Source organism: Pseudomonas oryzihabitans (assembly GCF_024652905.1).
GTDB lineage: Bacteria > Pseudomonadota > Gammaproteobacteria > Pseudomonadales > Pseudomonadaceae > Chryseomonas > Chryseomonas benzopyrenica.
In genome coordinates this window covers 525,010-551,082 of record NZ_CP102428.1, presented here as the reverse complement: position 1 = coordinate 551,082, position 26,073 = coordinate 525,010, and the positions used below count along the sequence as shown (strand labels likewise).

Below are 26,073 nucleotides of genomic sequence, written 5' to 3'. Positions count from 1 at the left end.
GCTATGCACCGACCATATCCCTCCCCGGCCCCTAGTCTTCCATTCCCCTTGGGAGACGTTCCATGCTGAAGCCGCTCATAGCCATCGCACTCGGTGCGACCTTGGGTGCCTGGCTCCGTTGGATACTGGGCTTGAAGCTAAATGCCTGGTTCCCGTCGCTCCCGCCTGGGACGGTCGTTGCGAATCTTGTAGGTGGCTACATCATCGGAATGGCCGTAGCCATCTTCGCTGCTTGGCCCGGGATTGCGCCTGAATGGCGGCTGTTTCTGATCACCGGATTTTGCGGCGGCTTAACCACCTTCTCGACGTTTTCTGCTGAGACACTGATGCTAATCCAGCAAGGAAGGCTGCTCATGGCGCTGACTGCAATCAGCGTTCATGTCGTGGGGTCCCTGTGCATGACAGCCCTGGGTATCTTGACCATCAACCTGCTGCACCCACGCTAAAGGCAATAGCATGAACGACTATCTCGTTACGTTCTATACCGAACAAAATCGTCGCCATGAACATCAGCAGATTGGAGATTGGCTTCTGGATCTTGCTAAAGAGCTTCACCTAAGTGGCGCAACGTTGTCAGTGGCGGCTGAAGGCTTTGGCCAAGATGGAAAACGCCACTCCGCTCATTTTTTTGAGCTTGCCGATCAGCCCATCCAGGTAACGATGGCGCTGACTCAAATTCAACACGACATGCTGTTTCAACGCCTCGAATCGGAAGACTTGGCACTGTTCTACATCAAGACGCCTGCCGAGATTGGCACGGTAGGACGCCACCGCCCTTCCCAAGAGACAGAGTCATCCTCGTCCTGAGCTGACGCACCTTTGAATCGGTTAAGGCGGCCGCGGTAACCAACGGCATCAAGGGATGGCTTTCACTGAGCCCCATTTGCGGACTCATCAGCTCACTCGTCGTAGAGAGTGGGCTGATGGTCCTAGCTTGGTAGCGTTGCTCAGCGAGGCGCCACCTAATCGACCTCATTTGCGTGGTTGCAGATGAGCAATGCAAGGCGAGACGAACAGCGTCCCGCGGTAGGCACCGGCTAGGGTGCGTCCCGCGACCACCGCCCACAGAGCAGTCAAGGCGACGACCAAAAAGGCACCGAAGACGGTAAGGAAACCTGACCCAAGCGTGCTTCCCAAACGTAGCGTCGTGACGGCATAGACGCCCAGTGGAAAAGTAAAACCCCACCATCCCAGGTTGAAAGGGATGCCGTGGCGCGCGTACTTCAGCGTGATCAGTATGGCAAGGCTCATCCACCACAAGCCGAGTCCCCATAGTAGGATCCCGCCAATTACGCCTAGCCCCTGCGCGACGGCGCCAATTCCGGCCATACCGTGAGCAGCGAAGATGACCGGCGCGTCGCTGCCCATCACGAGCAGACCCAACGCACCTGTACCAATGGGGCCAAGCGATAACCAGCTCGATGCAGCCATGTTCTCGTGAGGCAGCTTGTGCAGTGCCATCCGCAATAGCAGGATCACGAGGACACTTAGGGCGACAGGTACCGAATAGGCCCAAAGCACATAGCTGGTCACCAGCACGGTGAATTGGTGCCCGCCATCGGCTAGGTGCGGTGCCAACAGCCCGCCACTGGCAGCGGCCACTTCGGCGGCTACCACAGGTAGCAACCATACCGCCGTCATTTGATCGATGCTGTGCTGCTGACGAGTAAACATCAGGTACGGAATCGCTACTCCGCAAACCAGTGCCATGGCCGCATCGACCCACCAAAGTCCGGTGGCAATCGTGACAGCCACCTCACCCCATCGTGGCAGCCCAAAGATCAGCATCCCGTTGATGATTGTTGCCAACCCCATCGGAATGGTGCCGAAGAACATCGATACGGTGGAGTGGGCAAAAATTTGCTTGGCTTCGTTGTAGAACAAGATCCAGCGAGCGGCATACAAGCCGCTGAATAGAACGAAAAGCAAGATGTTGAACAGCCACAGTCCTTCGGCGATCAGACGCAAGCCGGGTACCGACGCGGGAAAACTCGCTAAGGCGATTGCCAAAATACCGGTGCCCATCGTTGCCGCAAACCAGTTGGGGGTGAACTGGCGAACGACTTCGAGCGGCTGCTTGAGCTGGCTGAGCGGCTTGCCGCCGGTGCGCAGGGCTATAGCATCCTTTAATGTCATGAGGTGAGCTCCGCTGAGGAATGCAAACAGTCTAGCCCGGCTCGATTATCTGAAAAATTGAATATGATATAAAAAGTAATCTACTAAATAGATAAGCAGTCCCCGCTGTCCGCAGGGACTGCTCCACGATCAAGGCTTCGCGACGTGCCAGACTTGATTGACACCTTCACCGGTCGTTTCACCGGGCTTGCTGTCCTTTACCCAGGTATAGAGTGGCTGCCCCTTATAGGCCCATTGCTGGCTACCATCCTCACGCTGTACTACGGTATAGCCGTCACCGCTCTTGGCCCCTGCCGGTGCCATCAGCGGCGGCCAGTTCTTGGCGCACGGGCCGTTGCAGGCGGACTTACCCTCGCTGTCCTTGGTGAAGGTGTAAAGCGTCATACCCTTTTCATCCACAAGCACCTTACCCAAGGTGGTGTCGCCAACCTTGGCGGGCGTGGCCGCCACGGCCAGCCCTGTCATGGAGAAAATGGCAGTGGCAATCAACACTTGTCTGAGCATGCTGGACCTCGATGGTTATTGGTTATTAGTATTTCGATTGGAGCACTTGCACTTGCACGGGAGCACCTGGCGCATCGGCTGCACCAGGTGCGATGACGAGGTAGCGCTGTTCATCCGCCTGGGATTGCTGAACCAGTTGGCGTATCGGTCCTACCGCATTCACGATAGCTGCGCCGGCGGGATTGGTTTGAAAAGCGGCGAGAGACTCAAGAGCGCCGCTACCGTCTGCATGACGAGCCAACGCTAGTACATAGGGCTGCTTGGCCACCAGGCCCGTAACCGAGGCCTGCAGGACCTGAGTCAAGCCCTGGTCGAAAAGTGTCACCTGAGTGGTATGACGTTCGTGTTGACCCGGCGGAGCCAGGGCGATCTGAATACTCTTGGCGGCGCTCCCTAACGGCTTAAGATTTGCCAGCCCAGCGCCCTGGGTAGCGGCGCGGGGAACGTAGACCAAAGCCTGGGGCGCCTGCCCCACGGGTACAGTGGTTTCAACGCTATTGGTCAGCGTATTGATGACGGCCACACTGTCAGCATTCTCTAGTCCCACGTACAACCGCGTGCCATCTCCTGACGGCCAGAGACCGTGGGGCAAAGCGCCAACAGGAATGCTGGCGACTTGGCTGAAATCATCGGTTCGGAAGACCTTGACTCGATTTTCTCCGCCTACCGTTACATAGGCGAAGCTTCCGCGGGCATTGCGAACCAAGTTGACGTGATTAGTGATCGCGCCAGTATCAAGCGTCTTAATCAAGCTGAACGGCGGTTTGGCTGCGAACACCTGGGTCTTACCGACATCTTTTAGGGTGAGCCAGACCTGTTGGCCATCTGCAGACGCAGCGATGTTGGGGCAGAAGGGACTCGCCTGAGCGACGCGGCCAACAATTCGATGCTCGGCAACCGAAACCACTACGGTTTCCGGAGTGAACGAGGAGCAGACGTAGCCATAGCGGCCATCAGGGGAGAAGATCTGCATGCCAGGGCCTGGCGGTACGCCAATTCGCGTCTTCTCTTTGAAAGTCACCGGGTCGATCACGGCGATATAGTCCTCGCCCCGTACCGTGACCCAGAGCTCTTTGCCGTCAGGGGTGAAAAAGGCTTCATGAGGCGCGCGACCCAGATAGGTTTTACCCTTCACCTGGTTGTTGGCGGTGTCGATGAAGGACACGGAGTTCGAGCCTATCGCTACGACGGCCAAGGTTCGCCCATCTGGCGAAAATCCCAAGCCATGCACCAGTAGCTCGCCCTTGTACAAAGGACTCAAGTTCTTGGGTTGGCTGTCGCCTAGGGTGATGACGCCGAGCAATTTTTCCGTGCTGGGATCAATCACCGATACCGTGTTGGAGAACTGCTCCGCCGTATACACACGGTCTTGGGAACTAATCGTGATGTCCGGTTGTGCAGCAGCACGCGGAACTTGACCGGCTGAAGCGGTGCAGGAGATTACTAACAACACAGCGGCGAGCGGGGTGAGCGACAATCGAGGCATGAGGATTACCGAGTTGGAGAGGCGGGCAATTCAGAAAGCGCCTGCTGCATGACGGCGATTTCCTGTTGTTGGGTGACAATGATCTCTTGGGCCAGACGGCGTAGGCGTTCGTTATGGCCATACCGCAATTGGATCCGTGCCATTTCGATCGCACCCTGGTGATGTGCCGTCATCTGGGTCACAAAGTCGCGGTCTACGTTGCCACTGCTGGGCTTGTGCATCGCGGCCATCATCTGATCCATGGCCTGGCGGTTGTCGGCCTGCGCCGTGGCGGCGCTGCTATCAGGTTCGGCCCAGGCAATGGGAAGCACGAGCACCAGAAGGGTGACTGCCAACAACGGGTGTTTGACTGAAAACACGTGGCGCTCCAGCAGACTGGTGAGTTTCCAATGCAGACGTTTGTACGGTCTGGGTTATTCCATACCTACAAAAATAAAAATTGTGGGGAATAAAAGGTCAGCTCAAGCGTCTGTCAGCGATACCAGGGGAATGTCCATGCTTGATGACGCCATGCTTTCTCAGCTACTACCGTCTCTGCGTCGCTTCGCAAGATCGCTTACTCGTCACGAAGCCAGCGCCGATGACTTGGTCCAGAGTTGTCTAGAACGGGCGCTTACGCATGGGAACACGCGCTGTCCCGCCGGTGATGTGCGAGCCTGGCTGTTCACCATCCTGTACCGCCAATTCGTTGATGGCCGACGTCGTGAGCGCCGCTATGGTCGTCTGTTGGAGTGGCTGGGATTCCAAGAGGTCCCGGTTGAGCCTTCGGCTGAGACGATCTATCTGGATCAAGAAGCGTTGACGAATCTTGAGAGACTCAATGACGAACAGCGTGCCCTGCTGCTGTTGGTCGCGGTGGAAGGCATGAGCTATCGCGATGTATCACAGGCGCTTGGCATTCCACTGGGAACCGTCATGTCTCGTTTGGCGCGGGCACGCGCGGCCTTGAGACAGATCCACGAAAGTCCTTTGGCTACCGCCGCTTTGCGAGTATTGAAATGATGTATCGACCTCCTACTCCTGAAGAGTTGATGGCTTATGCCGACAATCAGTTGGATGCGCTGCGGCACGAGGAGGTGATGCGCTATCTTGCAACCCATCCGGAAGATGCCGCACGGGTAGCTGATATCCGCGAGCAGAATCGTCGGCTACGGCTGATTTTTTCTCCCGTGCTTGAGCCTTTACCGACACACCTTATGCCAGCAGTCGTGCGACACCGGATAGTCGCCAGACGTAAAAGACGTATGACTTATCTCGCTTCGCTAGTGCTGACGTTAGGCCTGGGTAGCGGCTTAGGGTGGCAGGCACGGGAATCGATGCTGCGGCGGGCGCACGTTCCAATGGCGGATGCCGTGGAGGCTTATCGACTATTTGCGAGCGCCGAGGGGCGGCCGCCAGTCGATGTAACCGGCCAGGACGGTGCGATTCAGCATTGGCTTGAAAGGACATTTGTGCAGGCGCCCGCCCTCCCTAACCTGGAGCGCTTCGGCTTGATCCCAGTGGGTGGTCGTCTCATGGCCACGGACACCGGCGCCGCCGCGATGGTGCTCTACCGGGATACGAAAGGGCGCCAAGTGATCTTCTATGTGCGGCATCCCAACAGCCAGCGCGACGTTGGCCACGGATCTCGTAGGGAAAGCGATGTTACTGCTGACTATTGGTCAGGACAGGGCTACAACTTTGCGTTGGTGAGTCCTAGCGAAGCATCGTTTGATACCTTGCGTGAGGCGATCTCTCAGAGGCCACCTCTCTAGTTCCCGTTCAGACCAGTGCTCGTTGCTTGAAACCAACCCTGTCCAACATTTGGGGGTCATTTCATGGCTGCGAAGAGCAAAGGGTGTCCCGGCTCTCGATCCTAGTGGCCATCCGCCGCCTCAACCTTCTGGACAGTGATAGCGGTTTACCATTGTTCGCACGACCCCGCTGATCGACAACGCAGGCCCAAGAACTACCAAGGGCATGCCATGTTCGATCTCTTTTTCAGGAAGAAAGCCCCACCATCCCCACCACCCGGCCCAGGCAAACAGGGCTTCACGCAGCCGTCCATAGGTAGGGATCTCCTTGCCCTCCCCCGCCGACAGAAGCTCATCGAGAACATCTGGCAGCGGACGTCACTGTCACGCGAGCAGTTTGCCTCGCTCTACCGAGATCCCCTTGAACGCTACGCTGACCTGGTACAGCAGCTTCCTGCTTCGGAAAACCACCACCACGCCTACCCCGGGGGCCTCCTCGATCACGGCCTGGAGATCGTCGCCTACGCCCTCAAGATCCGGCAGAACTACCTTCTGCCTATCGGCGCGCCACCGGAGTCGCAGGCGGCCCAGGCAGAGGCCTGGTCTGCAGCGGTCGCCTACGGCGCCCTCCTCCATGACCTAGGCAAGATTGCCGTCGACATCGAGGTTGTCCATGAAGATGGCAAGCCCTGGCACCCCTGGCACGGCCGGATCGAAAAGCCCTACCGCTTTCGGTACGTCAAGGGTCGGGACTACCAGCTACATAGTGCTGCCTCAGCCCTCGTCTACTTCCAGGTGCTGCCACCGCATGTACTGGACTGGCTCAGCGGCTATCGTGAACTCTGGTCATCACTGATCTTCGTCTTGGCCGGGCAATACCAGCACGCCGGTGTCCTGGGGGAAATGATCGTCCAGGCTGACCAGGCGAGTGTCGCTCAAGAGCTCGGCGCGAACCCGCATCGCGCGATGGAGGCGCCCAGAAATACGATTCAGCGTCAGCTGGCCGATGGGCTACGCACCCTGGTCATCGAGAAATTCAAGCTGAACCAGCCAGATGGGCCGTCGGACGGGTGGCTGACCCAAGATGCGCTATGGCTCGTGAGCAAGCCTGCCTCAGACCAGCTGCGAGCACTGATGCTCTCCCAGGGTGTGGAGGGCATTCCCACCTCGAATGCACCGTTCTTCAACCTGATCCAGGATCAGGCCATCATCCAGGTCAACGCTCAGGACAAGGCTATCTGGAAGGCCACGATCGATACCGGTCACGGATGGAAGAACACCTTTACCCTTCTCAAGGTCGCGCCTGCGCTGATATGGCCCGACCCTGCAGATCGACCAGCCCCTTTTTCAGGAATTTTCACGCTTGAGCAGACCGAGGACGGACCGCCAGGAATAGCGCACCCTGGCACAGCGAGCGATATCACTTTGCCATCACATCCGATATCACAAGATGTGACGAATGTCACATCTTCACAAGCGATGGCCTATTCCGAAACACTGCCGCAGCCCGCATTCCAGACCGGTTTGGACCCCATGGAAGACATACTCGCACTGGCAGACGACCTATTCGCTGCAACACCTCAGGCCCCAGCAGTTTCAGCCCATGAAGCGCCAACTCTCCAAGACGTGGATAACCTTTCAGAACACGTTATCGCTGCCACAACCCATTCAAGAGCTGAATCGATCACTACAGCCGACTTAGGCCAGGCATTCATAGCCTGGAGCCGCCAAGGCGTGCTTTCACACAAGCTATTGATCAACGATGCCAAAGCGATGATCCACACGGTAGATGGCACCGCTTTCCTGGTTAGCCCAGGCCTGTTCAAGCGATACGCCCAAGAGCATCCCCACTTAGAAATCGACGCCAAGGCCAGACAGCTAGATCCCTGGCAACTGGTGCAACGTGCTTTCGAAAAGCTGAAGCAGCACAGAAAGACAGCAGACAACCTCAACATCTGGACGTGCGAAGTCGTGGGCCCCCGCAAGACAAAGAGCCTCAAAGGCTATCTGCTAGAGGATCCAAAACTAATTTTCAATCAACCGCCTTTTGACAATTGCAGTTTGCGCTTACAGGAAACGGGGGCGGTCGAAGAGTGAACATCCTCGAAATCGCCGGCGAGTACAACGAGACTCACGACCTAAGGCCCGCTACCAGAACCATTTACTTGGCTGCCGCAAGAGCACTAGAGCGAAGATTTGGTGAAGATTTCGCACTGGAAAAACTCCATAACCGAGACGTCTTAATTTGGAGAAAGGAAATTCTTGATTCCGGCTTAGCAAAGCGCAGCTGGAATACGTACGCAAGTCATCTTAAAACGCTTTTCCAGTATGCGATCAAGCATGATTTACTGAGCATGCGGCAAAATCCATTTACTGAAACTTCCGTAGTTCCGCCTAAGAAACGCAAGAAGACTGTGCCGCACGAGGCTATCACCCAAGGCCGATCGCTGCTGCTCAGACTCCAGGAAAGTGAAAGAGTCTCTGGAAAACGCAGCAGTATCACGCCTGCCTGGTTCTGGCTATCAGTCTACGAGACGTTCCATTACACAGGAATTCGCCTTAACTCACTGCTAATGATGCAGCGAAAGGACGTCTGCCTGAAACGAAGGACCATCAACATAAGAAGTGAAAGCGACAAGACACACAAAGAATTCGTTTTACCTATTCCTGGCCCGCTCTATGAGCATATTGATAGGCTAACGGCTTGGGCGGATTCTTTGCATTTCAATGCCACAGACCAACTATTCAACGTGAACAGATTTTCGCCACATTACAAACGCGACACTATGGATATAAACCAAATTGAGTCAATGTATAGAAAATTGACTACCCTCGTGGGAACGCGCATGACGCCACACCGTTTCAGGCACACCTTGGCGACTGACTTGATGCGGCAATCGGATCGAAACATCCATGTGGCCAAAGCCCTGCTTAATCACTCCAGCATTGTCACAACGATGGAGTACATCGAGACCGATCCACACCAGATGCGCAATGTTCTGGAAGACCGTGCCACCAAGATGCCAAAGAGTTTGCTCGCACGCGTCGATACCAGCGCTCGACTGCCTCATGAGCGTTTAAAGAAGCACCTAAATCAACCGATGGCAGTGCCCGCCCTGCAGTCAGCAAATGCTGCTGGATCTTTTTCTCAAGAGGCATTCGATCAGCTGGCTGAATGGATCAGCAACGGAGCCCAACCCTTCGCATCAGCCAGACGCGGATAGCTCATCAGCGTTGAAGTTTTATAGATAGGTGCTGAGACCAGGCGCGCCTGAGGCTCCTGGTCATGGCATGTGCAGTTTGACATCATCGAGGCGCAGGGCTAGATTCCGCTCCAGACGGCTGCTTGTCTTAGCTGCGAGAAACGCAAAAACCCTCCTTGCGGAGGGTTCCTGGTGAAGATGGTGGGTCGTGTGGGATTCGAACCTACGACCAATTGGTTAAAAGCCAACTGCTCTACCGACTGAGCTAACGACCCGTTAGTGGCCGCCATTCTAGCGATTTTCTCAGGAGAATCAACACCCTAGATGAAATTTTTTTACTGGTAGCGGGTGGGGTCGGAAATCTTGGCCGCCTTGAAGCCTTCGGCGCGCAGGCGGCAGCTGTCGCAACGGCCGCAGGCCTCGCCTTCGCCGTTGGCCTGATAGCAGGACACGGTCAGACCGTAGTCCACGCCCAGCCGGGTACCGGTCTCGACGATCTGCGCCTTGGACAGATACTGCAGCGGGGCTTCGATCCTGAAGGTATCCCCTTCCACACCCGCCTTGGTGGCGAGATTGGCCAGGCGCTCGAAGGCCTCGACGAACTCCGGCCGGCAATCCGGATAGCCGGAGTAATCCACCGCGTTCACCCCGATGAAGAGATGGCGAGCGCCGATCACCTCGGCCCAACCCAGGGCTAGCGACAGGAACACGGTGTTGCGCGCCGGCACATAGGTAACGGGGATGCCCTCGCCCGGCGTCTCCGGCACGGCGATGTCCGGGTCGGTGAGGGCCGAGCCACCGATCCCGTTGAGATCCAGGCCGATCACCTTATGCTCGACGACACCCAGCTGACGCGCTACGCGCTCGGCGGCCTGCAGCTCGGCGCGATGGCGCTGGCCGTAGTCGAAACTCATGGTGTAGCAGGCGAAGCCCTGGGCCTTGGCCATGGCAACGATGGTGGCGGAATCCAGGCCGCCGGAAAGAAGGATGACCGCTTTAGGCTGACTCATGCTCAATGTCCCGGCTCGTCGTTCCAGAGAATCTTGTGCAGCTGCAACTGGAAACGCACCGGCAGATTGTCGGCCACAATCCATTCCGCCAGCTCACGCGGCACCACCTGGCCATGGCTGGGCGAGAACCACACCTCCTCCGCCCGCTGATCCAGGCGATATTCGATCAGCTTGGAAACCGCCCAGTCGTAGTCTTCACGCGAGCAGATGACGAACTTGACCTGATCGTTCGGTGTGAGATGAGCGATGTTGGCGTAGAGGTTGCGCCCCATTTCCCCGGATCCAGGGGTCTTGAGGTCGACGACCTTGCTGACGCGCACGTCCACGCCACTGACATCCAGAGCACCGCTGGTTTCCAGGGATACCTCGTAGCCAGCATCACACAGCTGCTCGAGCAGCTTGAGGCAATTGGGCTGCGCCAGCGGTTCGCCACCGGTCACACAGACATGGCGTGGCCGGTAGCTGGCGACCTGCTCCAGGATGGCATCGAGATGATGGATCTCACCACCGGTGAAGGCATAGGCCGTATCGCAATACTGGCAGCGCAGGGGGCAGCCGGTGAGCCGGACGAAGACGGTGGGAAGACCGACGGTGCGGGCCTCACCCTGGAGCGAATAGAAGATTTCGGTAAGACGTAGGGTATCTTTTTGCATAGAAGCCACGGGCGTGACGGCTAAACAGGCCATCCGCCTCCGTTGCGGGAGATAGAAGAAAAAAGCCTGCGCTAGGGCAGGCTTTTCAGATCCCGCTGCGCCAGCTGCGCAGCGGAGGTTCCGGGATATTGGCTGATGACCTGCTGGTACATGCCCTTGGCCCGATCGGTGCGGCCGAGCTTCTGCTCGACGCCACCCAGTTTGTACAGCGAATCCGGCACCTTGTTGCTGGTGGGATAGGCCTGGCTGACCTTGGCGAATGCCTGGCCAGCGGCCTGCAGATCGCCCTTGGCCAGATTCACTTCACCTAGCCAGTACTGGGCGTTGCCCGCATACTGGCTGTTGGGATACTTGCGCAGAAAGGCGTTGAACGCCTGACTGGCCTTGTCGAAATCCTTGGCCTTGATCAGATCGAAGGCAGCGTCGTAGTACAGCTTTTCCTTCGCCGGATCACCCGGTTCGCTACTGGCGGCCGGTGCCCCCGCGGAAGCAGGCGGAGTCGGCGCGTTGTTTGCCGCGATGGCGCCACCCTGGGCGGCACCGGCAGCGGCTCCGGCACCTGCGTTGGCAGGAGCGGAAGAAAGCTGGGAGAGTCGACCATCCAGATCCTGGTAACGATCCAATCCTTCCTGCTTGAGCTGGCGGATCTCGTTTTCCTGAACCTCGACCTGGCCACGCAGGCGAGCGATGTCATCCTGCATCTGTTGCAACTGCATGAACAGTTGACCCATGCCGGAAACGGGAGCCCCGTTTCCGGCACTGGCCGCGCCTGCGTTGCCATAGCCTTGCCCAGCGGACTGGGCAACACCATAACTACCATCCTGTACGGGAACCTGAGCCGCGGCGACAACCGGTACACCAAGGGTCAGGGCGATCAAGAACTGCAGGCGCTTGGACATCGTTTATTACTTCTTCAGCTCGACGCGACGGTTCTGAGCCCAGGAAGACTCGTCGTGACCGACGGCAACCGGACGCTCTTTACCGTAGGACACCAGCTCCAGCTGAGCCGGGGATACGCCCTGCAGCACCAGGTAGCGCTGAACGGCCTTGGCACGACGCTCGCCCAGCGCCAGGTTGTACTCGCGGGTACCGCGTTCGTCGGTGTGACCTTCCAGAACGACGCGCTGGCCGCTGGCCTTCAGGTCGCGAGCGTGAACGTCCAGAGCGCGCATGGCTTCCGGCTTCAGGTCGGAGCTGTCGTACTCGAAGTAGAAGGTGGTGATGGCGCGCAGAGCGGCTTCATCGCCCATGCTGCCGTCAACGGCACCGGCGTTGGCACCGTAGCCAGCGTTCGGGTCGACAGCACCGGCGCCAGCGCCAGCACCAGCGCCTTCACCGGAGGCGTCGCCGCCCTTGGAGGAACAGCCCACGGCGACAGCCATGGCCAGAGCCAGTGCAGCGAACTTGCCGAATTTCAGCATTTCCATCATGTAACTCCTAAAAGAACCGCAATGTTGGTGTTTCTAAGGACTTTTCTAATTAGCCGTCAGTTCAGGTAAGGAGACCAGGAAGGCTCGCGCACGTCACCCTGGGCGGTGGGAAGAGGAATCCGGACGCGACCATTGATGGAGACAAGCATCAGTACGCCTCGGTCCTGCTGGCGGGTGGCGTAGATTAGCATGGTGCCATTGGGCGCAACAGTGGGCGAATCGTTGAGGCTGGTGTTGGAAAGTACCCGCACAGAGCCGCGCTGGAGGTCTTGTGCAGCGATCTGGAAATTGGTGAAACCTTCCTGGCGATGCACCATGACCAGCGTCTTTTCATCCGCCGAAAGTTTCGGGTTGGCGTTGTAGTTGCCAACGAAAGTCACGCGCTCAGCACCCCCGCCACTGACGCTGGCCTTGTAGATCTGCGGCTTGCCGGAGCGATCGGAGGTGAAGTAGATGGTCTGACCATCCTTGCCCCAGAACGGCTCGGTATCGATGGAGGAGTCATTCGTCACACGACGAATGGCACGGGAGCCCAGGTCCATCACATAGATCTCGGGGTTTCCGTCCTTGGACAGTACAAAGGCCAGACGATTGCCATCGGGCGAGAACGCCGGAGCGCCATTCAGGCCTTCGAAGTTGGTCAGCTGCTCGCGACGACCGGTATCGATGTACTGCAGGAAGATGCGCGGACGCTGTTGCTCGAAGGAGACGTAGGCGATGCGCTTGCCGTCCGGCGCGAAACGCGGCGACAGGATGGGTTCGCGCGATTGCAGCAGGGTCACCGAGCGGGCACCGTCATAGTCGGCGCGCTGCAGGGTATAGCGGGTGTTGGTCGCGGAGAAGCGCTCGGCGGTCACATAGAGGATGCGCGTGGAGAATGCACCTTTCACCCCGGTCAGCTTTTCATAGGCCTGGTCGGAGATGAAGTGCGCCATGTCGCGCAGCTGATCGGTGCTGCCGCCGACATTGCCGGTCAGGACCTGCTGTTCGGTGGACACGTTGAACAGGGCGTAGCTGATCTGCAGTCGACCACCGTTGGGCACGACGTTGCCCACCAGCACATAGTTGGCGCCCAGGGCTTTCCAGTCGCGGAAGATCACTTCGCTGGCCTGGCTCGGCTGGCTCAGCATGTTCTGGCGCGGAATCGGCGAGAACACCCCGGAATTGCGCATGTCGTCGCTGACGATGTTGGCCAGATCTTCCGGCAGTGGCTGACCACCCTGCCACCCGAAGGGCACGACGGCGATCGGGATGGCGCGATCACTACCGCTGGAAATCACCAGCGGATCGGCCGCCTGGGCGGAGCCCACCACCAGGACCAGGCCCAGCAGAATGTAACGGATCAGGGTGTTCACAGACTCAGGTCCTCCGGTTTGAAGATCATGCGGCGCTGACGGTACAGCTGATCGAAGGTCTTGCGATCCAGCTGCTGCAGCTCACGGATACGACCGACGTTACGCACGGCCGATACCGCTGAATTATCGAATTCCTTGTTGCCACTGGAACGGGTCACCGTCGCGCTGGTGATGGTCCCATCCGGCAGCATGTTGATCTGCACTTCGACGCTCATGCCGTTGCGCGCCGATTGCGGACGCGTCCACTGCTCGCTGACCAGACGCACGATCAGGTCATCGAAGCTCGATGCCACCTCGTCGCCCTGCTCTTCGGCCAGGGCCTGCTGCCGCTGGGTATCATCGGACAACAGCTCCGCCAGCGCCTGGGCCTTCTTGTCTTCTGCCGCCTTGCGTGCAGCTGCCTGGGCAGCCTTCTTCTTGGCGTCGTCAGCCGCTTTCTTCTTCGCCGCTTCCGCTGCCGCTTCCTTCTTGGCAGCCTCGGCTGCGGCCTTCTGCTTGGCTTCTTCCGCCGATTTCTGCTTGGCCGCTTCTGCCGCCGCTTTCTTGGCCGCTTCGTCGGCCGCCTTCTGCTTGGCGGCTTCGTCGGCTTTCTTCTTGGCGATGTCCGCCTGCTTCTTCTGCTCGGCAGCCTGCTTGGCTTCCGCAGCCGCCTTGGCGGCCTCGGACTGTTTCTCGGCCTCAGCCTTGGCCTCGGCGGCCTTGGCCGCCGCTTCCGCTTGCTGCGCCTTTCGAGCGTCGTCGGCTTTCTTTTGTTCCGCGGCCTGGTGCTGGGCTTCCTTCTGTTGCTGAGCCGCCTTGGCCGCCGCCGCTTCACGCTGGGCTTCCTGCTGCTCGCGACGCTGCTCCAGCTGCTCCTGCTCGTACTGTTTGGCCGCGGTCTTCTTCGCCTCCCCTGCCAACTTTTGCTCGGTCTGGACCTGCGCCGAGCTCTTCGACTTGAGCTGGACCAGGGTCGCTTGAACCACCGGGCGCGACTGGGGCAATTCAGGGGTAAAGGCGAAGCTGACAAACAGCAGGCCGAAAATCAGCACATGCAGGGCGACCGCCCAGATGACCGGCCAGAAATAACTTTCGGACGACGAACGCTCGCGGTGTCGCATCAAGGCGCCTCGGTAATCAACCCGACGTTGGGCACGCCGGCCTGTTGCAAGGCACCCATGGCACCGGCGACGACACCATAGTTGGCGGCCTTGTCACCACGGATGAACACCTGGGTGTCAGCACGCTGACGCATGATGGCACCGACCTGCTGACTCAGTTGCGGCAGCGACACGGCGGTCTCGGACTTGGCCTTCTGATCGGTATCCACCTCGGACCCGACGTTCCAGTAGTAGGTACCGTCGGACTTCACCGAGACGGTGAGGATCTGCTTGTCGTTGTCTTGCGGCAGGGCCTGACTGTCGACCTTGGGCAGGTCGACCTTGACGCCCTGATTGAGCATGGGCGCCGTCACCATGAAGATGACGAGGAGCACCAACATCACGTCGATGTAGGGCACCACGTTCATCTCGGCGACGGGCTTGCGTTTCTGGCGGCGAGGAACCATGGGATACCTCTTTATTCGTCGCTGGCGTGGACTTTGCGGTGCAGGATGGCCTGGAACTCGTCCGCAAAGGTGTAGTAGCGGTTGATCAGCATTTCCGAACGGGCGGCGAAGCGGTTGTAGGCCACGACGGCGGGAATGGCGGCGAACAGACCGATGGCGGTGGCGATCAGGGCCTCGGCGATGCCGGGCGCCACGGTGGCCAGGGTCGCCTGCTGCGCCGTGGACAGGCCACGGAAGGAATTCATGATGCCCCAGACGGTACCAAACAGACCCACGTAGGGGCTGGTGGAACCGACGGTGGCCAGGAACGGCAGGGCCTGCTCGAGCTTCTCTTCCTCACGGGAGATGGCGACGCGCATGGCGCGCGAGACACCCTCCATCACGGCATCGGGATCCACGCCGGGCTGCTGACGCAGGCGGGAGAACTCCTTGAAGCCGGCGCGGAAGATCTGCTCGACGCCGGAGTCCGGGTCGGGGTTGCTGCCGGCCTGGCGATACAGCTTGGACAGATCGATGCCCGACCAGAATTTTTCTTCGAAGGCATCCAGGGAACGCTTGGCGGCACGCATGGCATTGCCGCGCTGGATGATCATGATCCAGGACGTGACAGAGGCTGCGACCAGGATGAGCATCACCAGTTGCACTACCAGACTGGCATTGGCGACGAGGCTCCACATGGACATATGGTCGACGTTGGGTTGCACGCTTAATCTCCTGATTGAATTGACGCCGGATTTCCGGCAAGAACCGTTCGCATGGCCGTCGGGATCGCCCGGGGCCTGAAGCTGTCAGCACGCACGCAGGCGACCGTCACCCACCCTTCACAGAGCAGGACCTCGTCTTCTGCCCGCCGCACCTCTTGGTAAAACCTGAGGCTGGCGCGCTTCGCCTCGACCACCTCGGCGCCGATCAGCAGTTCGTCATCCAGGCGCGCGGGCGCATGGTAGCGCGCTTCGCTGCTGTGGACGACAAAGAGCAGACCGTCCCGGGCGAGTTCGGACTGGGCATAGCCCAGCGCGCGCAGTCGCTCGGTGCGGGCGCGTTCCATGAACTTGAGGTAGTTGACGTAGTAGACGATGCCGCCGGCATCGGTATCTTCGTAGTAGACACGACACCTGAGGACGGACGGCGACGGGCTCCGCGATTGCGCGTGCATACTCTAGAACCTAGCCTCGCCGTTGCCAATCAGAAATGTTCGCAACTGCATTTAGTTACCATTGACCTCGAACAGATCGGGCGTACCGCCCTGGGCCAGACGCGTCGGCAGGTTGAGTCCGAAGTGCAGATAGGCATGCCGGGTCACCACCCGCCCGCGCGGCGTGCGCATGATATAGCCTTGCTGGATCAAATAGGGTTCCAGCACGTCTTCGATGGTGTGACGCTCTTCGCTGATGGCTGCCGCCAGGCTGTCCACCCCTACCGGGCCGCCGTCGAACTTGTCGATCATGGTCAGCAGCAGACGGCGATCCTGGTGATCGAAGCCCTGGGCGTCGACGTCCAGCAGGTCGAGGGCACGACTGGCGATGTCGTGGCTGATATGGCCCTGCCCGCGGACCTCGGCGAAGTCCCGCACCCGCCGCAGCAGGCGGTTGGCGATCCGCGGCGTGCCCCGTGCCCGGCGGGCGATTTCCATCGCCCCTTCGGCTTCGATGGCAAGGCCCAGAATGCCGGCCGAACGCGTGACGATGGTGGCCAGGTCCGCGGTGCCGTAGAACTCCAGGCGCTGAACGATCCCGAAGCGGTCACGCAGCGGATTGGTCAGCATGCCGGCGCGGGTGGTTGCCCCGACCAGGGTGAAGGGCGGCAGATCCAGCTTGATGGAGCGCGCCGCCGGACCCTCGCCGATCATGATGTCGAGCTGGTAGTCCTCCATTGCCGGATAGAGCACCTCCTCGACGATGGGCGAGAGCCGATGGATCTCGTCGATGAAGAGCACATCGCCCGCTTCCAGGTTGGTCAGCAGCGCCGCGAGATCGCCCGGGCGCTCCAGCACGGGGCCTGAGGTGCTCTTGAGGGAAACCTGCATTTCCTGGGCGATGATGTTGGCCAGGGTGGTCTTGCCCAGGCCGGGTGGGCCGAAGATCAGCGTGTGGTCGAGGGCCTCGCCCCGGCCCTTGGCCGCCTGGATGAACAGGCCCATCTGGTCGCGCACCACCGGCTGGCCGATGTAGTCGGCCAGGCGCACCGGACGGATGGCGCGATCCTGGAATTCCTCTCGGTCGCGGCCACCGGCCGAGATCAGGCGATCGGTTTCTATCATGGGATCAGACCATGCCCTTCAGGGCGCGACGGATGAGTTCCTCGCTGGAAAGGTCTTCCCCTTCCACGGCAGCGACGGCGCGACTGGCTTCCTGGGGCTTGAACCCCAGGGCGACCAGGGCGCTGACCGCATCGGCCTCGGCGCTGGCGGCGCCGGCGGCCTGGTTCGGCAGAACCAGGGGCGCGATGGTCGGCAGATTTTCCCAGGCCTTGAAGCGGTCCTTGAGCTCGACCAGCAGGCGCTCGGCGGTCTTCTTGCCCACTCCCGGCACCTTGACCAGGACAGAGGTGTCCTGGGCCTGAACACAGCGAACCAATTCATCCACCTCGAGACTGGACATCAACGCCAGGGCCAGCTTGGGGCCGACACCATTGAGTCGGATCAGCTCGCGAAACAGCTCTCGCTCGCGTTTTTCGCCAAACCCGTACAGCAGGTGCGCATCTTCCCGTACCACGAGGTGGGTATGCAATGTGACGACCTCGCCCTGGGCCGGCAGCCGATAAAGGGTCGTCATGGGCACTTCGACCTCGTAGCCGACTCCGTCCACGTCGAGCAGGAGATGGGGCGGCTGCTTTTCCGCCAGGGTGCCACGTAGACGACCGATCACAGGGATACCTTCCTACTTCTGGAGCGAGATGTTTGAGCGGATGAAGCTAGAGACGCAGCCGGCCGCCGCGGCGGCGAGTCGCCAGCAGGCCATGGGGGACCAGGCTCTGCCGGGTATGGGCATGGCACAGGGCGATGGCCAGGGCGTCGGAGGCGTCGATCTGGGGCTTTTCGGTCAGCCGCAGCAGGTGCATGACCATCAGCATCACCTGCTGCTTGTCCGCTCCGCCGTTGCCGACCACGGCCTGCTTGACCTGGCTCGCGGTGTACTCGGAGATTTCCAGGCCACCCTCGGCGCCAGCGACGATGGCCGCACCCCGGGCCTGACCCAGCTTGAGCGCCGAGTCGGCGTTGCGCGCCATGAACACCTGCTCGATGCCCATGGTGACCGGCCCGTACTGGGCGATGACGTCGCGCACACCGCGATAGACGATCTGCAACCGTTCCGGCAACGGACCGTTACCGGTGCGGATGCAGCCGGAGGCCACGTACTCGCAGCCCCGCCCAGTGTCGCGCACCACGCCAAAGCCGGTCAGCCGCGAGCCCGGGTCGATGCCCAGCACCAGGGTGCCGGGCGCATCGGGCGGCAGGCGCTCGTAGAGGGACATCAGCCGAGCTGCGCCATGACGTCGTCGGGGATGTCGGCATTGGAATAGACGTTCTGCACGTCGTCCAGGTCTTCGAGCATGTCGATCAGCTTGAGCACCTTTTGCGCGGTATCCAGATCCAGGGTCGCGGAGGTCGAGGGGATCATGGTCACCTCGGCTTCGTCGGCCTTGTAGCCGGCGGCGGTCAGGGCTTCGTTGACTGCGATGAAGTCGGCGAAGCTGGTGAAGACGTCGATGGAGCCATCGTCGTTGGCCACCACGTCATCGGCACCCGCTTCCAGCGCGGCTTCCATCAGGGCGTCTTCGTCCAGGCCAGGGGCGTAGCTGATCTGACCCTTGCGCTCGAACAGATAGGCGACCGAGCCGTCGGTACCCAGGTTGCCACCGCACTTGTTGAAGGCGTGACGGACTTCGGCCGCGGTACGGTTGCGGTTGTCGGTCATGGCTTCGACGATGATGGCGACGCCACTTGGGGCGTAGCCTTCATAGGTCAGTTCCTCGACGTTCTCGCCTTCGCCGGCGCCCACGCCACGGGCGATGGCCCGGTCGATGGTGTCGCGGGTCATGTTGGCGGTGAGCGCCTTGTCCACCGCCAGGCGCAGACGGGGGTTGTCGGCTGGAACGCCGCCGCCCTGGCGCGCGGCCACGGTCAGCTCACGGATGATCTTGGTGAAGATCTTGCCTTTCTTGGCATCCTGGCGTTCTTTGCGATGCTTGATGTTGGCCCATTTGGAATGACCGGCCATAAGCTACTCCAATGTCTTGACGAAGACTGCGCCGGCAGCGAGGGCCGCGACGCAATGAAAAAGGAAACGGAGGGCGCTGACTTGGGCGCCCTCCTCCGGTAAGGCTTACTCCGCCTTGGGCTGCTCGCGCAGGCGAATGTGCAGCTCGCGCAGGGCCTTGGCGTCGACGGCGCCGGGCGCCTGGGTCATGACGTCGGCCGCGCTCTGGGTCTTCGGGAAGGCGATGACTTCACGAATCGACGAGGCGCCGGTCATCAGCATCACCAGACGATCCAGGCCGAAGGCCAGGCCGCCATGGGGCGGTGCGCCGAACTTCAGGGCGTCCAGCAGGAAGCCGAACTTCTCTTCCTGTTCCGCTTCGCTGATCCCCAGCACCTCGAAGACGGCTTGCTGCATCTTCTTGTCGTGGATACGAATGGAACCGCCGCCCAGCTCGGTGCCGTTGAGCACCATGTCGTAGGCGCGCGACAGCGCGGCACCGGGGTTGGCCTTGAGCTCTTGCGGGCTGCACTTGGGCGAGGTGAAGGGATGGTGCATGGCGGTCAGGCTGCCATCGTCGTTTTCCTCGAACATCGGGAAGTCGACCACCCACAGCGGCGCCCACTGGCAGGTCAGCAGGTTGAGGTCGTGACCGAGCTTGATGCGCAGCGCGCCCAGGGCTTCGGAGACGATCTTGGTCTTGTCCGCGCCAAAGAACACGATGTCGCCATCCACCGCGCCGACGCGGTCGAGGATGACGTTGATGTTGTCCAGCGGGATGTTCTTGACGATGGGCGACTGCAGACCCTCGACGCCAGCGGCGCGCTCGTTGACCTTGATGTAGGCCAGGCCCTTGGCGCCGTAGATGCCGACGAACTTGGTGTAATCGTCGATCTGCTTGCGCGGCATGCTCGCCCCGCCCGGTACCCGCAGCGCGGCGACGCGGCACTTGGGATCGTTGGCCGGACCGGCGAAGACCTTGAAGTCGACGTCCTTGAGCTGGTCTTCCACGTCCACCAGTTCCAGCGGAATGCGCAGGTCCGGCTTGTCGGAACCGAAGCGACGCATGGCTTCGGCCAGGGTCATGTGCGGAAGCGTACCGAACTCGACGTCCAGCACTTCCTTGAACAGGTTGCGCACCATGGTCTCGGTGATGTCCATGATGTCTTTTTCATCGAGGAAGCTGGTCTCGATGTCGATCTGGGTGAATTCCGGCTGGCGGTCGGCGCGCAGGTCTTCGTCACGGAAGCACTTGGCGATCTGATAGTAGCGGTCGAAGCCGGCGACCATCAGCAGCTGCTTGAACAGCTGGGGCGACTGCGGCAGGGCGAAGAAGCTGCCGGGATGGGTGCGGCTGGGCACCAGGTAGTCGCGGGCACCCTCGGGGGTGGCACGGGTCAGGATCGGAGTTTCCACGTCGAGGAAACCGTTTTCGTCCAGATAGCGGCGGATGCTGGAGGTGATGCGCGAACGCAGCTTGAGCTTCTCGGCCATCTCCGGACGACGCAGGTCGATGAAGCGATAGCGCAGGCGGGTCTCTTCACCGACATCGGTGTATTCGTTGAGCGGGAACGGCGGCGTCTCCGCTTCGTTGAGCACTTCCAGCTCGTAGCCCAGCACCTCGATGGCACCGGACGCCATGTTGGCGTTGCGCGCGCCCTCGGGACGCAGACGCACCTTGCCGGTGAGCTTGACCACGTATTCGCTGCGCACGCGGTCGGCCTTGGCGAAGGTTTCGGCGCGATCCGGATCGAACACCACCTGGGCCAGGCCTTCGCGATCGCGGATGTCGAGGAAGATGACCCCGCCGTGGTCACGGCGGCGGTGGACCCAACCGCAGAGGGTGATTTCCTGGCCGTCCAGGCTCTCGTTCAACTGGCCGCAATAGTGGCTGCGCATCATGGTCGTGGTTTCGCTTCTCTAGAACAGGCTGAATGCGTGGAGGCGCCGGGCCGGCAGGACCGGGCGCTCGACTGAACGGGAGATTCTATATCATCCGCCACGATTTTACCGTAGCCGGGCACGCAGCTCGACATGCCAACACTGGCTAAACGGCCAGCGGTTCTGTGATAGCCTCGGAGCCTTTCGTAACCGCCGCACAGGAGCCATCAGCATGGAAATCAACATCGGCATCGCCGAACAGGATCGCGCCCAGATCGCCGAGGGCCTGTCGCGCCTGCTGGCCGACACCTACACCCTCTATCTGAAGACCCATAACTTCCACTGGAACGTGACCGGGCCGATGTTCAACACCCTGCACCTCATGTTCGAGACGCAGTACACCGAACTGGCCGTGGCGGTGGACGACATCGCCGAGCGCATCCGCGCCCTGGGCTTCCCGGCACCGGGCACCTACGCCGCCTATGCGCGCCTGTCGAGCATCAAGGAAGAGGAAGGCGTACCGGACGCCGAGGCGATGATCCGCCTGCTGGTGCAGGGTCAGGAAGCCGTGGTGCGCACCGCGCGGGGCATCTTCCCGCTGCTGGACAAGGTCAACGACGAGCCCACCGCCGATCTGCTGACCCAGCGCATGCAGACCCACGAGAAGACCGCCTGGATGCTGCGCAGCCTGCTCGCCGCCTGAGTCCGGGCACCGTCGCAGGCGCGGACCTGCGACGGTGCCACGATTGAGTGGCCTTCACCTTTTGGGTTTAATAAGGACGCGCACCTAGCGCCGGGTCACGCCGCTGTCGAGCACTGTTTCGGCAGTTTCGGCAGACCCGTGTTCTCTATCCCAAGGTGATTTCACATTGAACACGTTATCTACTGTCCATGTCGTGGTGGGCGCTGCTGCGCTCCTGTTATCGGCGATTCCCGGACTGCAGTCCGACACCTCGTCCTTCGATCAACCCGAGTCCATCCACCTGGCCCTGCTGGGTCTTGCCACCCTCCTCTTCACACCCTTCTCCCGCAGCCGCAGCAGTGGCGCCCAGAAACTCGCCAGCGCCCTGCTGGTGATCGCCGTCGTGGCCCAAACCTTTATCCTGCTGGCGCCCTTGGAGCAGATCGGCGGGCTGCCGGCCGAGCTGCTGCCCCTGGGTCTGACCCTGGTCGCCGCCCTGGCCAGTCTGCCGGAAAAGTTTCGCACCCCGGCCGGCAATGCGCCCGCGCTCGATGCGGAGGCTCGTCCTCGCCCGGCGGCGCGCCCCGTAGCGGCCGCAGCGATCCCGGCACGGCCGCTGGCCGATGACCGCGAGCGCGGCACGGTGAAGTGGTTCAACACCTCCAAGGGCTTCGGCTTCATCTCCCGCGACACCGGCGACGACATCTTCGTGCACTTCCGCGCGATCCGCGGCGAAGGTCATCGGGTGCTGATGGAAGGCCAGCGCGTGGAGTTCTCGGTGATCCAGCGGGACAAGGGCCTGCAGGCCGAAGACGTGGTCATCGCCGCCTGACTTCTGCCGACCAAAGAAAAGGCCGCCCGCGGGCGGCCTTTTTCATGGGCAAGGGTTACTGCCGCTGGGCGGCGGCGGCCTTGCTGTCGTTCATGCCGGTGGTGTTGCCGAGCAGGCTGGCGGTGGCGGTCTGGATAAAGGCCTCCAGGCGCTTCTGCAGCTCGGGCGCGCTGGCATCGCCCTTGAGCACCTCGCCACCGGCCTGGGTGCCCAGGTGGTAACGATAGAGCACGGCGTCACGATCGCGTGGCTTGACCAGGATGCGATCGCCGGTGACCAGGGCCACGGTCTGGTCGCTGCCCGAGGGCTTGATCACGGCCACGCCCTGATCGCCCTGGGGCAAGCTCAGCAGGTCACGGCCCCAGCACTGGTGCTGAGTCGGCTTGCCGAAGCGCGCCAGCACGGTGGGCACCACGTCGATCTGGCTACCCACGGTGTCGCGACGGGCGCCAAAGGTGTCCTGCACGCCCGGACCGATCAGCAACAGCGGTACGTTGAAGCGCGACAGGTCCATCTCGGTGATCTGCTCGTTGTTGCCGAAGCCATGGTCGCCGAGGATGACGAACAGGGTGTCCTGGTACCAGGGCTCGTGCTGGACCTTGGCGAAGAACTGACCTAACGACCAGTCGGCGTAGCGCATGGCGGTCAGGTGCTCGTCGAGCGAGCCATGGCCAGTGACCGGCGCGACCGGCAGGTCCTTGGGCAGCGCATAAGGGGTGTGGTTGGACAGGGTCTGCAAGAGCGCATAGAAGGGCTTGCCGTCCGGCGCCTTGGCCAGCTTGTCCAGTTCCTGCACCGAGCGGTCGAACATGTCCTGGTCGGAGACGCCCCAGGTCGGATCCATGAACACCGGATTGACGAAGTCCTCGCGCCCGACGAAGCGGGTCATGCCCTGGTTGCTGAAGAAGCCGGACTGGTTGTCCCACTGGAAGTTGCCGTTGTAGACGTAGACGTCGTCGAAGCCACGGGTGCTGAGCAGCTGCGGCAGGCCGGAGAACTGGTGCGCGCCCTCGGGCATGCGCATCAGGTACTCGAAGGCCGGCAGATTGGGGAAGCAGGCCATGGTGGCGAACATGCCCTGGTGGGTATGGGTGCCGTTGGAGAAGAAGCGGGTGAACAGGGTGCCCTGCTTGGCCAGGGCATCGAAGTTCGGCGTGATGCCGTCTTCATTGCCCAGGGCGCCAATGTAGCGACCGGCCATGCTTTCCATGAGGATCACCACCACGTTGCGCACCTTGGGCAGCTGGCCGTCGGCGGGCGGGGTATAGATCCGGCGGACGGCGGCCTTGTCGGCGTCGATCAGCTCATCGCGCGGAGTCAGCAGCAGCTGCCGGGTGGTGGCCAGGGCCTCGGCGGCCGGCATGGTGGCCTTCCAGCTGTTGTCGCGGTGATCGGAAAAACTGTTCTCGGCGGCGTCGATCAGGGTCAGGGTACCGTTCAGGCCGAGGTGGTTGGCGAACATCGAATCGGTGGTATAGGCGTCGCCCCAGCGCAGCGGCGGACCGGATCTCAGGGTGCCGCGGGCGGCGATGACGGCCACCACCAGGCAGAGCATGAACACCGCACCCCGGCGGTACCAGGCGGCCGGTCGCAGCGCGGCATGGCGCCGGGTGGCTCGTTCGATGCCAAAGAACACCAGGCCCAGCAGCAGGGTCGCCACCGCCCAGGCCAGCAGCAGGCGCACCACCGGGAAACCGTTCCAGATCATGCTGGTGACGGTATGCAGGTCTTCCTGCAGGTACTGGAACACCAGGCTGTTCAGCCGCTGGTGGAATTCCCGATAGAAGTTCAGCTCGGCGACGCCCAGCAACAAACAGAGGCTGGCGGCCAGGGTGAACCAGCCGGCCTGCAGCCGGCGCGCGGCCATGGCCCTCAGGCTGAACAGGCAGAACAGCGAGGGGGCGCAGATATAGACCACCAGGCGCAGGTCGAAGCGCGCGCCATTGAAGAAGGCCTCGGCGAAGGTGGCGAAGGGCGATGTGCCGATCAGGTCGGTGTTGTAGCCCAGCAGCGCCAGGCGCAGCAGAGTGAACATGACCAGCAGCGCGAGGCCGCAGCCCAGGACGAAACTCAGGTGGCTGCCCAGCGTCGGCAGCGGGCGAGCGCCCGCGGCGCGCGGGGTTTGGGGGACTTCCGTTTGCGACATGAAAACACCTTGTCAAAAGCAGCAGGGATTCGCGGCGGGTGGCCAGCGGCTCGGGATCGGCCACGCAGAGGCCTCGGGCGCGGTCGGTAGGCGTGGGAGTTTAACCGTCCAGCGGTAGCACGCCAGTCTTGCCGCACCGCGCCATGCCGAAGCGAGACCTCTGCCGCGTCGACAGTCGCCCAGCCTGAGCAGGAGCACGTCAAAATTTCGTCAAGGGCTGCTCTGGACGCGACGTCAGCGCAGGCATGGGCGGCAGCCGCCGCTTGCAGTAAAATCCAGCACCCTTGACCGCTCCAGCGCCGTATTCAGGATGCCCCATGGCTCACCGTGACGCTCTGCAGGTGCTTCGCACCTACCTGACCAGCCAGATCCTCGGCCAGGAAACCCTGGTGGAGCGCCTGCTCATCGCGGTCCTGGCGGATGGTCACCTGCTGGTGGAAGGCGCCCCGGGGCTGGCCAAGACCAAGGCCATCAAGGACCTGGCGGAAGGCCTGGAAGCGGACTTCCACCGCATCCAGTTCACCCCCGACCTGCTGCCGGCCGACATCACCGGCACCGAGATCTATCGTCCCGACACGGCGAGCTTCTCCTTCCAGCAGGGCCCGATCTTTCACAACCTGGTCCTGGCCGACGAGATCAACCGGGCGCCGGCCAAGGTGCAATCGGCGCTGCTGGAAGCCATGGCCGAGCGCCAGGTGAGCATCGGCCGCACCTCATATCCCCTGCCCGACCTGTTCCTGGTGATGGCCACCCAGAACCCTATCGAGCAGGAAGGCACCTATCCGCTGCCCGAGGCCCAGCTCGATCGCTTCCTGATGCACGTCAAGATCGGCTATCCCGACGCCTCGGTGGAGCGCCGCATCCTGGCCCAGGCCCGTGGCGAAGCCCTGGACGGCGAGACCCTGCCGACCGAGCGCGTCACCCAGGCGGCCATCAACGCCGCGCGCCGCGAGGTGCTCGGTCTGTACATGGCCGACGCCGTGGAGGAGTACCTGGTCCAGCTGATCATGGCGACCCGTACCCCGGGCCGTTTCGACCAGGACTTGGCGCACTGGATCACCTATGGCGCCAGTCCGCGCGGCTCCATCGCCCTGGATCGCTGCGCCCGCGCCCATGCCTGGCTGGCCGGGCGGGACTTCGTCAGCCCGGAGGACATCCAGGCGGTAGTGTTCGACGTCCTCCGTCATCGCGTCATCCTGTCCTTCGAGGCGGAGGCCGCCGGCATCGACCATGACCGGGTGGTGCAACGCATCCTCGATCTGGTGGCCGTGGCCTGA

At 61.4% G+C, this 26,073-nt stretch carries 28 protein-coding genes, 1 tRNA gene and 1 pseudogene; 10 read left to right on the top strand and 20 right to left on the bottom strand.

Going from position 1 to position 26,073, the window contains the following annotated elements:
• Positions 1-62: 62 nt before the first annotated feature.
• Together crcB and NRG74_RS02605 are read left to right on the top strand one after the other, a co-directional pair.
• The gene (gene crcB, locus NRG74_RS02610; RefSeq protein ID WP_027597932.1) at positions 63-446 is read left to right on the top strand and encodes a fluoride efflux transporter CrcB; all 384 of its coding nucleotides are present in this window, start codon (positions 63-65) and stop codon (positions 444-446) included.
• Positions 447-456: 10 nt separating this feature from the next.
• Entirely contained in the window at positions 457-807 is a 351-nt protein-coding gene (locus NRG74_RS02605; protein WP_027597933.1) for a DUF190 domain-containing protein, read from the top strand.
• Positions 808-972: 165 nt separating this feature from the next.
• On the opposite strand, the gene NRG74_RS02600 is transcribed toward NRG74_RS02605, so the two are convergent.
• From NRG74_RS02600 to NRG74_RS02585, 4 genes are all read right to left on the bottom strand, one after another.
• A complete protein-coding gene (locus tag NRG74_RS02600) occupies positions 973-2,136 on the bottom strand; it encodes a TDT family transporter (RefSeq protein WP_027597934.1) in 1,164 nt (387 codons plus the stop codon).
• Between the two features lie 129 nt (positions 2,137-2,265).
• On the bottom strand, positions 2,266-2,640 hold the full coding sequence (locus NRG74_RS02595; RefSeq protein WP_027597935.1) for a COG4315 family predicted lipoprotein: 375 nt from the start codon (positions 2,638-2,640) through the stop codon (positions 2,266-2,268).
• A 25-nt stretch (positions 2,641-2,665) separates the two neighbouring features.
• The gene (locus tag NRG74_RS02590; protein ID WP_037007585.1) at positions 2,666-4,126 is read right to left on the bottom strand and encodes a YncE family protein; all 1,461 of its coding nucleotides are present in this window, start codon (positions 4,124-4,126) and stop codon (positions 2,666-2,668) included.
• Positions 4,127-4,131: 5 nt separating this feature from the next.
• A complete protein-coding gene (locus NRG74_RS02585) occupies positions 4,132-4,485 on the bottom strand; it encodes a DUF305 domain-containing protein (RefSeq protein ID WP_051398701.1) in 354 nt (117 codons plus the stop codon).
• 130 nt (positions 4,486-4,615) lie between these two features.
• Here NRG74_RS02585 and NRG74_RS02580 point away from each other — a divergent pair, with 130 nt between their 5' ends.
• The 4 genes from NRG74_RS02580 to NRG74_RS02565 all read left to right on the top strand — a co-directional run bounded on the left by NRG74_RS02580 (position 4,616) and on the right by NRG74_RS02565 (position 9,083).
• Positions 4,616-5,128, top strand: a complete 513-nt coding sequence (locus tag NRG74_RS02580) for an RNA polymerase sigma factor (protein ID WP_027597937.1) — start codon at positions 4,616-4,618, stop codon at positions 5,126-5,128.
• Positions 5,129-5,157: 29 nt separating this feature from the next.
• A complete protein-coding gene (locus tag NRG74_RS02575) occupies positions 5,158-5,880 on the top strand; it encodes an anti-sigma factor family protein (protein WP_108576350.1) in 723 nt (240 codons plus the stop codon).
• Positions 5,881-6,090: 210 nt separating this feature from the next.
• Positions 6,091-7,956, top strand: a complete 1,866-nt coding sequence (gene mobH, locus NRG74_RS02570; protein WP_144948964.1) for a MobH family relaxase — start codon at positions 6,091-6,093, stop codon at positions 7,954-7,956.
• Positions 7,953-9,083: a site-specific integrase gene (locus tag NRG74_RS02565; RefSeq protein WP_186327067.1), complete on the top strand. Its 1,131-nt coding sequence runs from the start codon at positions 7,953-7,955 to the stop codon at positions 9,081-9,083. The genes mobH and NRG74_RS02565 overlap by 4 nt, the downstream gene beginning before the upstream one ends.
• Before the next feature lie 178 nt (positions 9,084-9,261).
• Here the strand turns inward: NRG74_RS02565 and NRG74_RS02560 are convergent.
• The 15 genes from NRG74_RS02560 to aspS form a co-directional block, all read right to left on the bottom strand.
• A tRNA-Lys gene (locus NRG74_RS02560) sits at positions 9,262-9,337 on the bottom strand.
• A gap of 60 nt (positions 9,338-9,397) precedes the next feature.
• Positions 9,398-10,072: a 7-cyano-7-deazaguanine synthase QueC gene (queC, locus tag NRG74_RS02555; protein ID WP_017642125.1), complete on the bottom strand. Its 675-nt coding sequence runs from the start codon at positions 10,070-10,072 to the stop codon at positions 9,398-9,400.
• Positions 10,073-10,074: 2 nt separating this feature from the next.
• Entirely contained in the window at positions 10,075-10,725 is a 651-nt protein-coding gene (queE, locus tag NRG74_RS02550; RefSeq protein WP_257705652.1) for a 7-carboxy-7-deazaguanine synthase QueE, read from the bottom strand.
• 71 nt (positions 10,726-10,796) lie between these two features.
• Complete coding sequence (gene ybgF, locus NRG74_RS02545) at positions 10,797-11,624, bottom strand: tol-pal system protein YbgF (RefSeq protein ID WP_017642123.1); 828 nt, start codon at positions 11,622-11,624, stop codon at positions 10,797-10,799.
• A gap of 6 nt (positions 11,625-11,630) precedes the next feature.
• The gene (gene pal, locus NRG74_RS02540; RefSeq protein WP_017642122.1) at positions 11,631-12,152 is read right to left on the bottom strand and encodes a peptidoglycan-associated lipoprotein Pal; all 522 of its coding nucleotides are present in this window, start codon (positions 12,150-12,152) and stop codon (positions 11,631-11,633) included.
• Between the two features lie 59 nt (positions 12,153-12,211).
• Entirely contained in the window at positions 12,212-13,510 is a 1,299-nt protein-coding gene (gene tolB, locus NRG74_RS02535) for a Tol-Pal system beta propeller repeat protein TolB (RefSeq protein WP_017642121.1), read from the bottom strand.
• Positions 13,507-14,613 (bottom strand): cell envelope integrity protein TolA, encoded by a 1,107-nt coding sequence (tolA, locus tag NRG74_RS02530; RefSeq protein ID WP_231354809.1) that lies wholly within the window; start codon positions 14,611-14,613, stop codon positions 13,507-13,509. The genes tolB and tolA overlap by 4 nt, the downstream gene beginning before the upstream one ends.
• Positions 14,610-15,056 carry a protein TolR gene (gene tolR / locus NRG74_RS02525; protein WP_017642119.1) on the bottom strand — a complete coding sequence of 149 codons (447 nt, stop codon included), beginning with the start codon at positions 15,054-15,056 and terminating at the stop codon, positions 14,610-14,612. The genes tolA and tolR overlap by 4 nt, the downstream gene beginning before the upstream one ends.
• A gap of 11 nt (positions 15,057-15,067) precedes the next feature.
• Positions 15,068-15,760: a protein TolQ gene (gene tolQ, locus NRG74_RS02520; protein ID WP_026083969.1), complete on the bottom strand. Its 693-nt coding sequence runs from the start codon at positions 15,758-15,760 to the stop codon at positions 15,068-15,070.
• A gap of 2 nt (positions 15,761-15,762) precedes the next feature.
• A complete protein-coding gene (gene ybgC, locus NRG74_RS02515) occupies positions 15,763-16,212 on the bottom strand; it encodes a tol-pal system-associated acyl-CoA thioesterase (protein ID WP_017642117.1) in 450 nt (149 codons plus the stop codon).
• Between the two features lie 51 nt (positions 16,213-16,263).
• Complete coding sequence (gene ruvB / locus NRG74_RS02510; protein WP_017642116.1) at positions 16,264-17,316, bottom strand: Holliday junction branch migration DNA helicase RuvB; 1,053 nt, start codon at positions 17,314-17,316, stop codon at positions 16,264-16,266.
• 4 nt (positions 17,317-17,320) lie between these two features.
• Complete coding sequence (gene ruvA / locus NRG74_RS02505; protein ID WP_231354808.1) at positions 17,321-17,923, bottom strand: Holliday junction branch migration protein RuvA; 603 nt, start codon at positions 17,921-17,923, stop codon at positions 17,321-17,323.
• Positions 17,924-17,969: 46 nt separating this feature from the next.
• The gene (gene ruvC, locus NRG74_RS02500) at positions 17,970-18,530 is read right to left on the bottom strand and encodes a crossover junction endodeoxyribonuclease RuvC (protein WP_007160336.1); all 561 of its coding nucleotides are present in this window, start codon (positions 18,528-18,530) and stop codon (positions 17,970-17,972) included.
• Complete coding sequence (locus NRG74_RS02495) at positions 18,530-19,276, bottom strand: YebC/PmpR family DNA-binding transcriptional regulator (RefSeq protein WP_017642114.1); 747 nt, start codon at positions 19,274-19,276, stop codon at positions 18,530-18,532. The genes ruvC and NRG74_RS02495 overlap by 1 nt, the downstream gene beginning before the upstream one ends.
• A gap of 105 nt (positions 19,277-19,381) precedes the next feature.
• Positions 19,382-21,157 (bottom strand): aspartate--tRNA ligase, encoded by a 1,776-nt coding sequence (gene aspS, locus NRG74_RS02490; RefSeq protein WP_064308309.1) that lies wholly within the window; start codon positions 21,155-21,157, stop codon positions 19,382-19,384.
• Between the two features lie 211 nt (positions 21,158-21,368).
• Between aspS and NRG74_RS02485 the strand changes: the two genes are divergently transcribed.
• From NRG74_RS02485 to NRG74_RS02480, 3 genes and pseudogenes are all read left to right on the top strand, one after another.
• A complete protein-coding gene (locus tag NRG74_RS02485) occupies positions 21,369-21,839 on the top strand; it encodes a Dps family protein (protein WP_017642112.1) in 471 nt (156 codons plus the stop codon).
• Between the two features lie 193 nt (positions 21,840-22,032).
• A pseudogene (locus tag NRG74_RS24405) lies at positions 22,033-22,266 on the top strand (cold shock domain-containing protein membrane protein); the annotation flags it as partial.
• A 168-nt stretch (positions 22,267-22,434) separates the two neighbouring features.
• Positions 22,435-22,650, top strand: a complete 216-nt coding sequence (locus NRG74_RS02480) for a cold shock domain-containing protein (RefSeq protein ID WP_160923550.1) — start codon at positions 22,435-22,437, stop codon at positions 22,648-22,650.
• 55 nt (positions 22,651-22,705) lie between these two features.
• Here NRG74_RS02480 and NRG74_RS02475 read toward each other — a convergent pair whose 3' ends face one another.
• Complete coding sequence (locus NRG74_RS02475; protein ID WP_257705651.1) at positions 22,706-24,796, bottom strand: LTA synthase family protein; 2,091 nt, start codon at positions 24,794-24,796, stop codon at positions 22,706-22,708.
• Between the two features lie 317 nt (positions 24,797-25,113).
• On the opposite strand from NRG74_RS02475, the gene NRG74_RS02470 reads away from it, so the two are divergent.
• A complete protein-coding gene (locus tag NRG74_RS02470; RefSeq protein ID WP_017642109.1) occupies positions 25,114-26,073 on the top strand; it encodes an AAA family ATPase in 960 nt (319 codons plus the stop codon).